The sequence below is a fragment of the Streptomyces scabiei 87.22 genome (genome assembly GCF_000091305.1).
Taxonomy (GTDB): Bacteria; Actinomycetota; Actinomycetes; order Streptomycetales; family Streptomycetaceae; genus Streptomyces; species Streptomyces scabiei.
Genome location: NC_013929.1, coordinates 3,375,923 through 3,390,768, shown reverse-complemented (window position 1 = coordinate 3,390,768; position 14,846 = coordinate 3,375,923). Strand labels below are relative to the sequence as shown.

Below are 14,846 nucleotides of genomic sequence, written 5' to 3'. Positions count from 1 at the left end.
CTTCGAACTTTACGTCAACTTGGGGGAGATGTAAGCACCGGGAGGATGAGCGATATTCGGCAATGGTGAGGGGATTCAGCCATGCGTGATGTGGGTATCAGCGGATTTTTCGCCCTCCGCCACCCCTGCCCCGCTCATCCGTTTCCTCCCGGCAGGAGCACCCGGATACGGCAGCCCTTCGGGGACTCGGCCACGCCGATACGGCCGCCGTGCAGGTCCACGGCCCAGCGGGCGATGGCGAGACCCAGTCCGGTGCCGCCGTCGCTGCCGGGGCCGTGCGGGGAGCTGACGGCGCCGCGGTTGAAACGCTCGAAGACGCGGTGCCACTCGGATTCGGGGATGCCGGGGCCCTCGTCGAGGACTTCGAGGTCCAGGGAGTCGGTGGTGGGACCGCGGCGGGCCTTCACTGTGACGCGGCCGTGCGCCGGGCTGTGCTTCACCGCGTTGTCGATGAGGTTGGCGACGACCTGGTGGATCCGCTCCGGGTCGGCGTTCGCGGTCAGCTCCGGCGGATGGACGTCCAGGTGCAGATGGACGTCCGTGCGGGTGTGGTTGCCGGAGCCGGAGGTGATCCCCCCGCGGGCCGAGGAGACCATCTGGGCCTCCTTGAGGACGCCCGAGAGGTACGGCCAGACCTCGAAGCGGCGGCGGCGCAGCGGGACCACGCCGTTGTCCAGGCGCGAGAGGTCGAGCAGCGTCTCCACCAGCCGCCCCAGGCGTTCGGTCTGCTTCAGGGCCGTCCGCATCGTCTCGGGGTCGGCCTGGGTGACCCCGTCCACGATGTTCTCCAGGACCGCCCGGAGGCCCGCGATGGGGGTGCGCAGCTCGTGGGAGACGTTCGCCACCAGCTCCTTGCGCTGACGGTCCTGCGCCTCCAGCTCGTCGGCCATGAGATTGATCGTGTGGGCGAGGTCGCCCAGCTCGTCCCGGCGGTTCTCGCTGACCCGGCGGGTGTAGTCGCCGCGGGAGATGGACCGGGCGACCGCGTTCATCTCGTCCAGGGGGGCGGTGAGCGAATGCGCGACGAACTGCGTGATCAGAAGTGTGGCGATCATCGAGAACACCGTGATGAAGCGCAGCTCCGTCTTGGTGTGCACGGCGATCATCGACAGACCGGTCGTGATCAGGACCGAGATGACGACGAGCGCGCCGAGCTTCGTCTTGATCGAGAAGGGACGCAGACCGCTCAGCGGTCCCGCGCCCTTGCGCGACCCCGGGTCACCGACTCCGCTCATGACGCCACCAGCCCTCTGTCCCTGTGTGCCTGGGTATGCCCGCGCACGCGGTGCGCCGGCACGGGATCAGGGAGTCGGGGTCTCCAGGGCGTACCCCACGCCGTGCACCGTGCGGATCCGCTCCGCGCCGATCTTCCGTCGCAGCGCCTTGATGTGGCTGTCCACGGTCCGCGTCCCGGACGCGTCCGCCCAGTCCCACACCTCGGCGAGCAACTGTTCGCGCGAGAGTACGGCACGCGGGGTGTTCGCGAGACACACGAGGAGGTCGAACTCGGTGGGCGTGAGGTGCACGTCCTCGCTGCGCACCCGGACTCGGCGCTGCGCGTGGTCGATCTCCAGCTCGCCGAGGCGCAGGATGCCCGAGCGCGGCGTGGTGGCGGCCAGCGCGGCCCGCTCCACCCGGCGCAGCAGGACGTGCACGCGGGCGGCCAGTTCCCGCATGGAGAACGGCTTGGTCATGTAGTCGTCGGCGCCGACGCCGAGCCCGACCAGCATGTCCGTCTCGTCGTCCCGGGCGGTGAGCATCAGCACGGGGACGGGCCGCTGGGCCTGGACGCGCCTGCACACCTCCAGGCCGTCGAAGCCGGGCAGCATGATGTCGAGGATCAGCAGGTCGGGCTGCCACGCCTCCGCGGTGTCGACCGCGGCGGGCCCGTCGGTCGCGGTCTGCACGACGAAACCCTCGGCGCGCAGGCGGGCCGCGATGGCGTCGACGATCGTCGGGTCGTCCTCGACCACGAGCACCCGGCGCTGTGCGCCCGGGGTCGCCGTGGTGCCGCTGTGGGTGGTGTGTGTCTGCTCCATCGCCCGCCCCTGTGTTGCTTTCCGGAATCCGTGGGGTGATCCCTTGACTACGCATGGCTGCGCATGACTGCGATTGACGCTTGAATGATCGGCGTCAGGCAAGCAGGGTACGGGCAGTCACCGCACCGCGGCTATCCAGGTCGGACCGCGAGGTGCACCACGTCCGGAACTCCCCGGGCAACCTCGATCTCTTCGGTACGCACCTGCTGGAACCCGGCATTCCGCAAGGTTTCCTCGAATTCCGGAGAAGGCTGCGCCGACCACACGGCCAGTACCCCGCCCGGCCTCAACACCCTTGCGCAGCTTGCCAATCCAGCAGGTGAATACAGGTTTTCGTTGCTCTCCGAGACGGTCCAGTCGGGCCCGTTGTCGATGTCCAGACAGAGCGCGTCGAACGTGTCGGATGTCTCATTGACGTACGCCACGAGATCGGCTTCCACGATGGTCGTGCGCGCGTCCCGCAGCGCCCGCGCGGACACCTCGGACAATGGGCCCGCCCGGTGCCACTCGATCACGGAGGGTTCGCGTTCGACGACCGTGATCGTCCCCCAGCGGGGGTCCGCGGCCGCGTGTGCGAGCGAGAAGCCGACGCCCAGGCCGCCGATCAGCACACTCGGCCGGGAGCGGCCGTCCAGCGCGTCGAGGGCGGCGTCGACCAGCAGCCGCTCCGAGCGGCCGTCCGAGGTGTCCATCAGGAAACAGCCGTTGGCGATGATCTGCAGCAGCTCCCCGTGCCTGCGGAGCACGACCTCCCCGTAGGGGCCCTCGCGCCGGTCGATGACTTCGGGTTCGTCGGTGATGGGCATGCGTCCATCCTTACCCGTGGGCCGCGCGGGGGCCGACGGTTTTCGGCGGCGGCAGCGGGCACTTGGGGGCTGCCGCAGGGCGTCGCCGCTGTCGAGTCCCTGTGAATCCGGGCGAGGGTGGCGGAGGTCACAGACAGGGGCGTATCGGAGCGTCGAGGGTGGGGTGAAACGGAAGGAGCGCCTCACGTTGGATGCGGAGAACCTGGAGACCGGGGCGCGGGCGGCGGCCGGGGCCGGGGTGCGGCCGTCGGTGGGCGGGCCCGTCCTCGACGGCATTCCGCGGCAGCCGGGCGCGGTGTCGGCGCGGGTGCCGGACGGGGAACGGGAGCGCGCGGGCCGCGCGGGACCCGTGATCGCCCCGGGCGCGCGCTCGCGGCTCCCACGGCCCTGGCGCCTGCTCCCCACCCCCGTCGGCACGCCCTTCACCTTCTTCTACGCGTGCGTCCTGGTGGCCACCTCGGCCGTGGCCGAGTACGCCGATCCCGCCGTGGTGCACGCACTCCACCAGGGTTCCAGTACGGACGTGGCCCACCTGGTCCTGACCCCGGCGCTCGTGCTGCCCGCGAGCGCGCTGTGGGTCGCGGGCGGGGTCGCGTCCTCGTACGCCCTCGCCTTCCTGCTCGTACTGACCGCGCTGGAGCGCCGGATCGGCGGCCGGCGCACGGCCGTGGTCTTCCTGCTGGGCCACGTCCTCGCCACCCTGGCCACGGAGGTCCCGGTGGGGTTCGCCGTCGTGGCGGGCCACCTTCCCGGCAGCTCCCTCCACCGCCTCGACTACGGCATCAGCTTCGGGGTGGCGGCGTGTGTGGGCGCGTTGGCGGGGCTGCTGGCGCCGTGGCTGCGCTGGCCCGTCCTGCTGCTGTTCGCCGGCATGCTGCTGGACGACCTGATCGCCTACACGGACCCGATGACGAACTGGGGTCACCTGCTGTCCCTGGCGATCGGCGTGGCGACCTGGCCGCTCGTACGCCACTGGCGACGGACGGACCGGGACCGCCGGGGCAGTGCGGAGACGGGCACGAGGCGGGCGCGGACCGCCGGGACGGCCACCGGCCCGGGCGCGTGACGTCCCACGGCCTCGGGCTGACGTGGGTTTCGGGCCGGCCGTCGCCCGGGCCCGGACTGACGCCCATGACTCCTGGTTCGCGCTGACGCCCTGGGCTCCGGGTTCGCCTGACGCACCGTCGCTCCGGGGCCGTACGAGGGCCTGCCGCCCCGGGGCGCGTGGGCATCCGTCAAGTCCGGCCCGTGCCTGGCTGTCGGCCGACTCCGGCTCGTGGGAAGGCCCCAGGCCGGCGACGGCCCCGTCGACCCGGCCGGTACGCCCGCCCGACGACCGGGGACGGCCGGGGTCCCGGATGCCGGGTCCGCGTGGCGAACGGATGCCGGGCCTGCGGGGCGAACGGCTGCCGGGCCTGCGGGGCGAACGGTCGCGAGGGCGGCCGCACGACAGTCCGTCGCTCCGGCGCCGACGCCACCTGCCGCGGGCCCGCCCGGACGCCCGTCCACCGGGCCCCTCCGTGCTCCGGTCCCGACCCGGACTCCGCCCGCCGTTCCACTTCTTCCCCGCCCGCTGATCGCCCACAGCGAACGTCGCCTCCCTCGGGGAACATTCCTCGGCTCATGTGCATTGAGTCGGCATAGCTCAACTTGACTGCCGAGGGAGAGATCATGGCTTCGACGTCCGCACCGCTCACCCTGCCCGTGTTGCCGCTCGACGGGGAGGTCGTGCTGCCGGGAATGGTGGTGCCGCTGGACCTCAATGACACGGATGTACGGGCCGCGGTGGAGGCCGCGCAGGCGGCGGCGCGGGCCGAGCCCGGGAAGCCGAAGGTGCTGCTGGTGCCGCGGATCGACGGCGCCTACGCGGGCACCGGTGTGCTCGGGACCGTCGAGCAGGTCGGACGGCTGGCCGACGGCGACCCCGGCGCGCTCATCCGCGCGGTGCGCCGGGTGCGGATCGGCGCCGGGACCACCGGGCCCGGTGCCGCCCTGTGGGTCGAGGGGACGAGCGTCGACGAGAGCGTGCCGGAGCCGCTGCCCGGCCACGTCGCCGAACTCGCCAAGGAGTACAAGGCACTTGCCACCAGCTGGCTGCGCAAGCGCGGCGCCTGGCAGGTCGTGGACCGGGTGCAGGCGATCGACGACGTGTCCGCCCTCGCCGACAACTCCGGATACTCGCCGTTCCTCACCACCGAGCAGAAGATCCAGCTCCTGGAGACCGGCGACCCCGTCGCCCGGCTGAAGCTCGCCACCCAGCAGCTGCGGGACCACCTCGCCGAGCAGGACGTCGCCGAGACCATCGCCAAGGACGTCCAGGAGGGGGTCGAGAAGCAGCAGCGCGAGTTCCTGCTGCGGCGCCAGCTCGAAGCCGTACGCAAGGAACTGCGGGAACTCAACGGCGAACAGGACGGCGAGGAGTCCGACGACTACCGCGCCCGCGTGGAGGCCGCCGACCTGCCGGAGACCGTTCGGGAGGCCGCGCTCAAGGAGGTCGACAAGCTGGAGCGCTCCAGCGACCAGTCCCCCGAGGGCGGCTGGATCCGGACCTGGCTCGACACCGTGCTCGAACTCCCCTGGAACGAGCGGACCGAGGACGCGTACGACATCCGGGGCGCCCAGCGGGTGCTCGACGCCGAGCACGCCGGGCTGCAGGACGTGAAGGAGCGCATCACCGAGTACCTCGCGGTGCGCAAGCGCCGCGCGGACCGGGGGCTGGGTGTCGTCGGCGGGCGGCGCGGCGGTGCCGTGCTCGCGCTCGTCGGGCCGCCCGGCGTCGGCAAGACCAGCCTCGGCGAGTCCGTGGCCCACGCGATGGGGCGCAAGTTCGTCCGCGTCGCGCTCGGCGGCGTACGGGACGAGGCGGAGATCCGAGGGCACCGGCGTACGTACGTCGGCGCGCTGCCCGGCCGTATCGTCCGGGCGATCAAGGAGGCGGGCTCCATGAACCCCGTCGTCCTGCTCGACGAGATCGACAAGGTCGGCTCCGACTTCCGGGGCGACCCGGCCGCCGCGCTGCTCGAAGTCCTCGACCCCGCGCAGAACCACACCTTCCGGGACCACTACCTGGAGGTCGAGCTCGACCTGAGCGACGTCGTCTTCCTGGCCACGGCCAACGTCCTGGAGGCGATCCCGGAGGCACTGCTCGACCGCATGGAGCTGGTCCGGCTGGACGGGTACACGGAGGACGAGAAGGTCGTCATCGCCCGGGACCATCTGCTGCCCCGTCAGCTGGACCGGGCCGGGCTCGGCGCCGACGAGGTCGTCCTCGACGAGAGCGCGCTGCGCAGGCTCGCCGGCGAATACACGCGCGAGGCGGGCGTGCGCAACCTGGAGCGGTCCGTGGCGCGGCTGCTGCGCAAGGTCGCGGCCCAGCACGAACTGGGGCGGCGCGAGCTGCCGTTCACCGTCACCGACGAGGATCTGCGCGGACTCATCGGGCGTCCGCACCACGTGCCCGAGTCGGCCCAGGACCCGGCGGAGCGGCGGACGGCGGTGCCGGGTGTCGCGACCGGGCTCGCGGTCACCGGAGCGGGCGGTGACGTGCTCTACGTCGAGGCGTCCCTCGCCGACCCGGAGACGGGCGCGGCGGGACTGACGCTCACCGGCCAGCTGGGCGACGTGATGAAGGAGTCGGCGCAGATCGCGCTCTCCTTCCTGCGCTCGCACGGCGCGGAACTGGAGCTGCCGGTCGCCGACCTCAAGGACCGGGGCGTGCACATCCACTTCCCGGCGGGCGCGGTCCCCAAGGACGGCCCGAGCGCCGGCATCACCATGACGACGGCCCTCGCCTCGCTGCTGTCCGGGCGGCTGGTCCGCACGGACGTGGCGATGACGGGGGAGGTGTCGCTGACCGGACGGGTGCTGCCCATCGGCGGGGTGAAGCAGAAGCTGCTCGCCGCGCACCGGGCCGGAGTCACCACCGTCATCATCCCGAAGCGCAACGAGGCCGACCTCGACGACGTGCCCGCCGAGGTCCTCGACAAGCTCGACGTCCACGCCGTCACCGATGTCCGGCAGGTGCTGGAGCTGGCTCTCGCCCCGGCGGGGGTGGAGGTGCCGGTGGCGGCGTGACGGGTGGGGTGCGTGGTCGGGTGCGGGTCCGGTGGGGCGACCAGCCCCCACCGGACCCGCAGGCGACCTGGACCGTGTCCACTCCCTACCTGCGAAATACTGACCGGTGCTGCCCAGAGGCGGCCCTCGCAGGTACCCGGAATCGGAATCAGGAGCACCCACGTGCACGACGAAGGCGGAAACGGTGACGGCGGCGACGGCAGTGTCGGGGCCGGTGTGCCGGCGGGCGCCATGGACCAGGCGTTCCTGGCGCTGGAGCGGGAGTTGACGGTCCTGCTGCGGCGCGCCCGTGCCAAGTCCGGGGAGATGGCCCGTGCCGTCCACCCCGACCTGGAGTCCGCCGCCTACGGCCTCCTCGCCCGCCTGGACGAGGCCGGCCGGCTGCGCGCCACCGAACTCGCCGCCTACATCGGCGTCGGCAAGGCGACCATGTCCCGTCAACTGCGCGCCCTGGAACACCTCGGCCTGATCGCCCGCGAACCCGACCCCGCCGACGGCCGCGCCTGGCTCGTCCACCTCACGGAGGAGGGCCGGGCCCGGTTCCGTGCCGTCCGGGACGCCCGCCGGGTCGCCTATGTACGGCAGCTCGCGGGCTGGGACCGGGACGAGGTGGCCCAGCTGGCCCGGCTGCTGCACCAGTTGAACCGCGGCGTGGAGGGCTGAGCGGCGCGGGCGGCCCCCGCTCCCGCACGAGCACCTCGCTCCCGTACGAACCCCGCAACCCCGCGCTCCCGGCCGCACCGCGTCACTCCCGCACGTACACCACGCTCGCGTCGTCGTGCCGCTTGGCGCGGCCCAGGAACTCGCGTTCCACATCGATGGATTCCAGCTCCCGCACCCGCCGCACCAGACCGTGCGCCCCCACCTTGCGGACCAGGGTGAGGCAGGCCGTCCAGTCGCCCTCGCGGAACGTCTCCACCCAGCGGCTCGCGCCGTCCGTCAGGGCGAGGAGCGACCGTACCTCCGCGCGGGGGACGGTCCCCGTCACCGCCCGGGCCGCCACCGCCGGATCGGCGGCGGCCGTCCAGAAGCCGCCCTCGCGGTTGCGCACGGTCGAGTCGACGATCGCGGCCGTGGCCCGGGCGGCCGGGGGCAGCAGGGACAGCCGGTCGTCCAGGACTGCCGTCACCGTGCCGTCCGTGCGTTCGAGCAGCAGGGCCGAGTCCGACAGCACCAGGTACTCCACGGCCGCCGGCGACCAGCGGGCAAGGGCCACTGTGGCCTGTGGTGTTCGTGGGTGAGAAAGGTCACAGGTTTGGACATGGGCCCGGGCGGTACGGGAGATGGCCTGTGAGAGCACGTCGGACAAGGGCGAATCCCGCTCCGAAACGGACAGTTCGGTCAGGGTGCCGCCGAGGCGGGAAGTGAACCATGCGACCGAATGTCGACAGCCGTAGTCGTCGGGCGGTGGCGTCACGCCGTCCAGGACGACGAGGGCGCCGCCCTGTCCCCCCGCGGGCAGGGCCACCGACGCGAAGTCCTCGTTGGGGCGGAGGGGGTCGCCGGGCTCCGAGACCAGTTCGGTGCGCATTCGGCCAGTCTGCACGAGCCCGTCACGGGATTCGTGGGAGGCCGGCCACGGTCGGCGCACGCCCCGGACCCTCCCGGGAGACCGCCGGGTTTGGCATGGAATGATCGTGAGCGGTGAAGCGCGGCGGCGAATACTGTCAAAGCGCGTCGCCGACGTCCAACCGGCCCGACGTGCGGGACATCGCCACGAGCCGGGGGAACTTGCCCGCCAACTCCCCGGGGATGTTCACTCCTTCGGGTGGCGGGACGGATGATGCGGGACCGCTGCCCACCGGCACTGGGAGGGTCGGGAGCCGTACCGGGGGGACGGCCGTATTTGACGAGTTGACGGATCGTCACCCGGGCCAATGGGTACACGAGTCAGGAATGCGAGCACCGGTGCAGAAGACGCGGCCTCGGCGCGCAGACAAGCAGGCAGCCTCGAAGGCCTCCGCGGCCTCCCCGAACCAGCAGGGGACGGCGCAGGCCCCGGCCGTCGGCACCGGGCGGAAGGCTCACGTACGCAACCGGCTCATCGTCGCCGTGGCCGTCGTGGCCGCCGCCATAGCGGGCGCCGGGGCGCCCTCCGTCCTCGCCGCCTCGGAGCAACTGCACGACACCCAGAGCCTGGTCACCCTCGCCGGGCAGACCCAGGAGACGCTCACCCTCGCGCACGCGCTGGCCGACGAACGCGACGAGGTCACCGCGTACATCGCCGCCGGACGGCCCGCGTCGGCCGAGCCCAGCAAGCAGCGCGGCGACCGCGTCGACAACCAGGTCGCCGAACTCCGCGCCGACACCGGCGGCTCCGCCGAGCTGCGGGAGACGGTCAAGAAGGCCGAGTCCATCGCCGCCGTACGGCAGGCCGCGCTCACCGGCAGGAGCAGCGCGCTCGAAGCGCACACGGCGTACACCGCCGTCGTCAACGAACTCCACGCCCTCGCCGAGGAACTGGCCGAGCGGCTGCCGCCCCGCGCCGGCGGCGGCGCCCACGCGCTCGCCGAACTCGACACCGCCGTCCAGCAGGCCGCCGCCGCCCGCGGACTGCTCGTCGCCGCGCTCAGCGTCCCGACGACCACCGAGACGGTCATCGACCCCACCACCGGGCTGCCCACCACCAGGACCGGTGTCTCCGCAGCCGACGAGAAGCAGCGCGACGCCCTCACCGCCGCCGCCCAGCAGGCCCGCGTCCGCTCCGACGCGGCCCTCGCCCACTTCCGCGAGACCGCGCCCGCCGCCGGCCGCTCCTCGTACGACGCCACGGTCACCGGCCCCGAGGCCGCCGCCGCCGACACGTACCTGGCCGACCTCACCGACCAGCCCACGCTCTCCTCCCGCGAGGCGGGCGCCGGCGCCAAGAAGGTCGACGCGGCGCTCTCCGCCCGCGTGGACCTGATGCGCGGTGCCGAGTCCTCCCTGTACGACCGGCGCACCAAGGACCTCGCCCGACTGCGCGACGAGGACGTCACCGCCCTGGAGATCCGGGTCGCCGTGCTCGGCGCCCTGATGCTCCTCGCCGTCGGGGTCGCCACCGGGATGGCCCGTTCCCTCACCCGCCCCCTCGCGGTGCTGCGCATCGGCTCCGCCCGGGTCGCCGGAGACCCGGCGAACGAGGAACCGGTCAAGTTCACGGGCCGCAACGACGAGTTCGCCCAGGTCGTGCGCTCCGTCAACGCGCTCCACGCGCACGCCCTCGCCCTGCACGAGCGGCTCGCGCCCCTGGAGGGCGACCGCAAGCACCTCATCGGCCAGCGCCAGACGATGGCCGACGACCGTGACCGGCTGCGCGCCGAACTCGCCGACGCCACCGCGCACCTGACGAAGGTCCGGCACAGCGTCCACGCGACCTTCGTCAACCTCGCGCTGCGCTCCCTCGGCCTCGTCGAACGGCAGCTCGGCGTCATCGAGTCGCTGGAGGAGCGCGAACAGGACCCCGACCGGCTCGCCACGCTCTTCAAGCTCGACCACTTCGCGACCGTCATGCGCCGCCACAGCGAGAACCTCCTCGTCCTCGCCGGTCACGAGCACGTCCAGCACCACGCCGGAGCCGTCCCGCTCGTCGACGTCGTCCGCGCCGCGGTCAGCGAGATCGAGCGCTACGACCGCGTCCGCATCGGCGCGCTGCCGCCGGGCGCGCACGTCGCCGGGTTCGCCGCCGACGACCTCAGCCACCTCCTCGCCGAACTCCTGGAGAACGGCACGTCGTTCTCGCCGCCGGAGATGACCGTCGAGGTCTCGGGCCGGACCACGGGGGACGGCGAGGTCACGCTCTCCGTCCAGGACGGCGGCATCGGTGTCGCCCCCGACCGGCTCGCCCGGCTCAACTCCCGCCTCGGCGACTTCGACCCCGAGGCGCCCTACGAGCAGGAGGACGGCCAGGGCCTCGGACTGGGCCTGTACGTCGTCGCCCGCCTCGCCCACCGGCTCGGCACCCCCGTGCGGCTCCAGCCGCACGGCTCGGGCGGCACCCTCGCGCTCGTCGTCCTGCCCAAGGCACTGCTGGCCCCCACGCCCGCCGTGCCCGCGGGAACCCCGGCCTCGCTCACGCCCTCGCTCTCCCTGCCGGGTGCCGAGGCGGAGGTCAACGCGAACGTCCTGCCCGGCCGTTCCGTCGCCGTACGCCAGCCCGAGGGCGACGGCGACCCGCTGATCGAGGCGGCCGAGCGGGCGCTGCTGGCGAGGGAGGCCGTGGGGACGGCCGCCGAAGCCGCCGAGACCACCGGGAACGTCGTACCGGAAGACGACGAACCCGGGGCCGGCCCCCTGACCGGGGCCGAGTCCGTGTCCGAGACGACGATGGAGCTCTTCGCTCCGGTGGCCCCGGGGAAGGGCACCGACGAGGAGAGCGACGACCACATCGCCGCCGACGGCACCGACGCCGACGATCCGTACACGATCGAACCCGACACCCACGAGCGGGCCGCCGACGAAGGGAACGCGGCGCGCGCGACGGAGGTGTCACGGGCCGGGACGGCGGGGCCGGGGAACGAGGAGACCCCGCGCCTCACCGACAAGGGTCTGCCCAAGCGCACACCCAGGATCACCGCGCCCACGCCCACGGCACCCGCGCCTCGCGCCGGGGGTGTGAACGCCGACGAGCTGCGCCGCCGGCTCGGCGGGTTCCACCAGGGTGCCAAGGAGGGGCGCCGCGACGTCGAGGCGGAGATCGCCGAACAGTCGGGCGAGACGCGGATGCCCGCGGCCGTCGAGTACCGGACAGAGGCAGTTGACACCACGGGGGGCACTTCCGAGGAGGAAAGCAGTTGACCGCGCCCATGACCTTCGGACTGAGCAGTGAAGCCCGCAACCTGCACTGGCTCCTGACCAACCTCGTCGAGGAGGTGCCGGGACTGCTGTCGGTCGCGGTGGTCTCCTCCGACGGCCTGCTGCTGCTCTCCTCCGACCCCGGCAGAATCGCCGAGGCCCGCCAGGCGCCGCAGGAGCGGACGCAGGGCCCCCGCGGCTCCGCCGCCGACCTGGCCACCATCGTCTCCGGCATCGGCAGCCTCACCATCGGCGCCGCCAAGCTGATGGATTCCGGCGGGGTCAAACAGACGATGGTCGCGATGGACGCCGGCAGCCTCTTCGTGATGTCGATCAGCGACGGCTCGCTGCTCGGCGTGCACGGCGCCCCCGACTGCGACATGAGCGTGGTGGCGTACCACATGGCGCTCTTCGTGGGCCGCGCCGGCCACGTCCTCACCCCGGAACTCCGCAGCGAACTCCGCAAGTCCCTGGAGGCCGAGGGGGCCGGGAGTCCGCGATGACCGGCGGCCAGAGCCAGGGACCGGCGCACGGGCCGGGCCACAGAGGGAACAGGACCCGCGCCCACGAACCCGGCAAGCCCAAGCGGCCGGGCCCGCCGAAGGGCGCGAGGAAGCAGTCCGTGAAGCTCCCCGTGCGGGGCGGCGACCGCAAACCCGCCCGCGTGCGCCCCTACTCGCTCACCGGCGGCCGTACCCGCTTCGGGCACGTCCTGCTCGTGGAGACGTTCGTCGCCGTCCTCGAAGCCCCGGCCGGTGGAGCCGCCCCTCTGCCGGGCGGCGGGGCGGGTTCACCCCAGGCCAAGGTGATGCCCGAGATGCGGGCCATCGTCGAACTCTGCCGCCGTATGCGGACGGTGGCGGAGATCTCCGCGCTGCTGAAGATGCCGCTCGGTGTGGTCCGCGTCCTCCTCAGCGATCTCGCGGACCAGGGAAAGATCCGTGTGTACGGAACAGGTCACGGCCCGGGACAGCCGGACCGCGCTCTGCTGGAAAGGGTGCTGAGTGGACTCCGCCGTCTCTGACGCCGCCTCGGCCGGCGTCACCCCCGACGCCCCGGCCGGCGTCACCCCGGGCGCCGACGACGACGCCCCCCGCGTCGAGGTCGACGCCGACGCCTTCCGTGTCGACGCCGACGCCGTGCGCGCCGGGCTCGGCGCACCCGGCGTCGACGTCGACACGCCCCCGCCCGGGGGCTACGCCCGCGCCGCGTCCCGCGGTCTCGACCGGCTCGCCGACACCGCGGCGAGCGAAGCCGGGCCGGAGACCGAGGAAGAGCTGAAACCCTGGCAGTCCGACCTCAGCCGGGCCCCCATCGCCACGAAGATCGTGGTGGCGGGCGGCTTCGGCGTCGGGAAGACCACCTTCGTCGGCGCGGTCTCCGAGATCACCCCGCTGCGCACCGAGGCGCTGATGACCGAGGCCAGCGCCGGCACGGACGACCTCTCCGCGACACCGGACAAGCTCACCACCACCGTGGCCATGGACTACGGCCGCATCACCCTCGACGACGACCTCGTCCTCTACCTGTTCGGCACGCCCGGCCAGGAGCGGTTCTGGTTCATGTGGGACGACATGGTGCGCGGCGCGATCGGCGCCGTCGTCCTCGCCGACACCCGCCGCCTCGACGACTGCTTTCCCGCGCTCGACTACTTCGAGAGCAGCGGACTGCCCTACGTCGTCGCGGTCAACGTCTTCGACGGCAGTGTGCGGTACGAACCCGAGGACGTCCGGGACGCGTTGACCGTGCCCGCGCACGTACCTGTCATGATCATGGACGCACGCAAGCGGGCCTCCGCGATGGAGACCCTGCTGGCGCTGTGCGGGCACGCGATATCCCTCAGCCCCGAGTAGTCCCTCCCGCGGGGGAGGCACACGGGACGCCACGGACGAACCAGGAGACCTGTCCGGATGCGGAAGATTCTCGTCGTCGGAGCCGGCCAGTCCGGGCTGCACCTGGCCCTCGGCCTCCAGTCGCACGGGTATGAGGTCACCCTGATGTCCAACCGGACCCCCGACGAGATACGCGCTGGCCGGATCATGTCCACCCAGTGCATGTTCGACTCGGCACTGCGCCACGAGCGCGACCTCGGCCTGAACTTCTGGGAGGCCCAGGCCCCGAGGATCGAGGGCATCGGCGTCTCCGTCGCCGGGCCGGACGGTGAGCGCGCCGTCGACTGGGTCGGCCGGCTGCGCGGGTACGCGCAGGCCGTCGACCAGCGGGTCAAGATGGCCGGCTGGCTGGAGACCTTCGCCCGGCGCGGCGGTCAGCTGGTCGTCCACGGCGCCGCGCTCTCCGACCTCGACTGGTTCTCCCGCGTCTACGACCTCGTGCTCGTCACCGCAGGCAAGGGCGAGCTGGTGCGGATGTTCGCCCGCGACGCCGCCCGCTCGCCCCACACCGAGCCGCAGCGCTCGCTCGCCGCCGTGTACGTGCACGGCCTGCGCCCCCGCCCCGAGCACCCGGAGTTCGACGCGGCCCGCTGCAACCTGGTGCCCGGCCTCGGCGAACTCGTCGTCCAGCCGGTCCTCACCACCTCCGGCCGGGCCGACGCCCTGTTCTGGCTGGGCCGGCCCGGCGGTCCGCTCGACGTCTTCGACGGCGTCCGCGGCGCCGAGGAGCAGCTAGCCCTGACCCTCGACCTCATGAAGCGGTACGTCCCCTGGGAGTACGCGCGGGCCACCGGGGCCGAGGTGACCGACGCGGGAGCGGCGCTGACCGGCCGCTACACCCCCGTCGTCCGGAATCCGGTCGCACGGCTGCCCGGCGGCGTCCCGGTGCTGGGCGCCGGGGACGTCGTCGTGGCCAACGACCCGCTGACCGGCCAGGGCGCCAACTCGGCGACCAAGTGCGCGGCCGTGTATCTCGCCGCGATCCTCGACCACGGGGACCGGGAGTTCGACGAGACGTGGATGCGGCGGACGTTCGAGCGCTTCTGGCAGGTCGCGGGGCCGGCCACCAAGTGGACCAACACCATGCTGGCGCCGCCGGCCGGGCACGTGCTGGAGCTGGTGGGCGCGGCCGAGGGGCTGCCGGTGGTGGCGGATCGTTTCGCCAATGGGTTCGACGATCCGGCGGATTTCGAGGGGTACTTCTACGAGGCGGAGAAGACCCGGGCGTATCTCTCCGAGGTCTCCGGCGGGTAGCGGATTCC

At 72.8% G+C, this 14,846-nt stretch carries 12 protein-coding genes; 8 read left to right on the top strand and 4 right to left on the bottom strand.

Annotated features, from left to right (window positions below):
* Nucleotides 1-134: 134 nt before the first annotated feature.
* The 3 genes from SCAB_RS14125 to SCAB_RS14115 all read right to left on the bottom strand — a co-directional run bounded on the left by SCAB_RS14125 (nucleotide 135) and on the right by SCAB_RS14115 (nucleotide 2,845).
* A complete protein-coding gene (locus SCAB_RS14125) occupies nucleotides 135-1,235 on the bottom strand; it encodes a sensor histidine kinase (protein WP_013000760.1) in 1,101 nt (366 codons plus the stop codon).
* A 66-nt stretch (nucleotides 1,236-1,301) separates the two neighbouring features.
* Nucleotides 1,302-2,039, bottom strand: a complete 738-nt coding sequence (locus SCAB_RS14120) for a response regulator transcription factor (RefSeq protein ID WP_013000759.1) — start codon at nucleotides 2,037-2,039, stop codon at nucleotides 1,302-1,304.
* A gap of 131 nt (nucleotides 2,040-2,170) precedes the next feature.
* Nucleotides 2,171-2,845, bottom strand: coding sequence for a spermine/spermidine synthase domain-containing protein (locus SCAB_RS14115; protein ID WP_013000758.1), 675 nt, complete (start codon nucleotides 2,843-2,845; stop codon nucleotides 2,171-2,173).
* A 187-nt stretch (nucleotides 2,846-3,032) separates the two neighbouring features.
* On the opposite strand from SCAB_RS14115, the gene SCAB_RS14110 reads away from it, so the two are divergent.
* The 3 genes from SCAB_RS14110 to SCAB_RS14100 all read left to right on the top strand — a co-directional run bounded on the left by SCAB_RS14110 (nucleotide 3,033) and on the right by SCAB_RS14100 (nucleotide 7,582).
* On the top strand, nucleotides 3,033-3,911 hold the full coding sequence (locus SCAB_RS14110) for a rhomboid-like protein (RefSeq protein ID WP_046773553.1): 879 nt from the start codon (nucleotides 3,033-3,035) through the stop codon (nucleotides 3,909-3,911).
* A 605-nt stretch (nucleotides 3,912-4,516) separates the two neighbouring features.
* Nucleotides 4,517-6,919, top strand: a complete 2,403-nt coding sequence (gene lon, locus SCAB_RS14105) for an endopeptidase La (RefSeq protein WP_013000756.1) — start codon at nucleotides 4,517-4,519, stop codon at nucleotides 6,917-6,919.
* 162 nt (nucleotides 6,920-7,081) lie between these two features.
* Nucleotides 7,082-7,582: a MarR family winged helix-turn-helix transcriptional regulator gene (locus SCAB_RS14100; RefSeq protein WP_013000755.1), complete on the top strand. Its 501-nt coding sequence runs from the start codon at nucleotides 7,082-7,084 to the stop codon at nucleotides 7,580-7,582.
* 82 nt (nucleotides 7,583-7,664) lie between these two features.
* Here SCAB_RS14100 and SCAB_RS14095 read toward each other — a convergent pair whose 3' ends face one another.
* Complete coding sequence (locus SCAB_RS14095) at nucleotides 7,665-8,450, bottom strand: protein phosphatase 2C domain-containing protein (protein ID WP_013000754.1); 786 nt, start codon at nucleotides 8,448-8,450, stop codon at nucleotides 7,665-7,667.
* 377 nt (nucleotides 8,451-8,827) lie between these two features.
* Between SCAB_RS14095 and SCAB_RS14090 the strand changes: the two genes are divergently transcribed.
* The 5 genes from SCAB_RS14090 to SCAB_RS14070 all read left to right on the top strand — a co-directional run bounded on the left by SCAB_RS14090 (nucleotide 8,828) and on the right by SCAB_RS14070 (nucleotide 14,838).
* Nucleotides 8,828-11,695, top strand: a complete 2,868-nt coding sequence (locus SCAB_RS14090) for a sensor histidine kinase (RefSeq protein WP_041669195.1) — start codon at nucleotides 8,828-8,830, stop codon at nucleotides 11,693-11,695.
* Nucleotides 11,692-12,195 carry a roadblock/LC7 domain-containing protein gene (locus SCAB_RS14085; RefSeq protein ID WP_013000751.1) on the top strand — a complete coding sequence of 168 codons (504 nt, stop codon included), beginning with the start codon at nucleotides 11,692-11,694 and terminating at the stop codon, nucleotides 12,193-12,195. The genes SCAB_RS14090 and SCAB_RS14085 overlap by 4 nt, the downstream gene beginning before the upstream one ends.
* Nucleotides 12,196-12,314: 119 nt before the next feature.
* Nucleotides 12,315-12,716 carry a DUF742 domain-containing protein gene (locus SCAB_RS14080; protein WP_374194896.1) on the top strand — a complete coding sequence of 134 codons (402 nt, stop codon included), beginning with the start codon at nucleotides 12,315-12,317 and terminating at the stop codon, nucleotides 12,714-12,716.
* Between the two features lie 253 nt (nucleotides 12,717-12,969).
* Complete coding sequence (locus tag SCAB_RS14075) at nucleotides 12,970-13,545, top strand: GTP-binding protein (RefSeq protein WP_060889647.1); 576 nt, start codon at nucleotides 12,970-12,972, stop codon at nucleotides 13,543-13,545.
* A gap of 57 nt (nucleotides 13,546-13,602) precedes the next feature.
* Nucleotides 13,603-14,838, top strand: a complete 1,236-nt coding sequence (locus SCAB_RS14070) for a styrene monooxygenase/indole monooxygenase family protein (RefSeq protein WP_013000748.1) — start codon at nucleotides 13,603-13,605, stop codon at nucleotides 14,836-14,838.
* Nucleotides 14,839-14,846 lie beyond the last annotated feature (8 nt).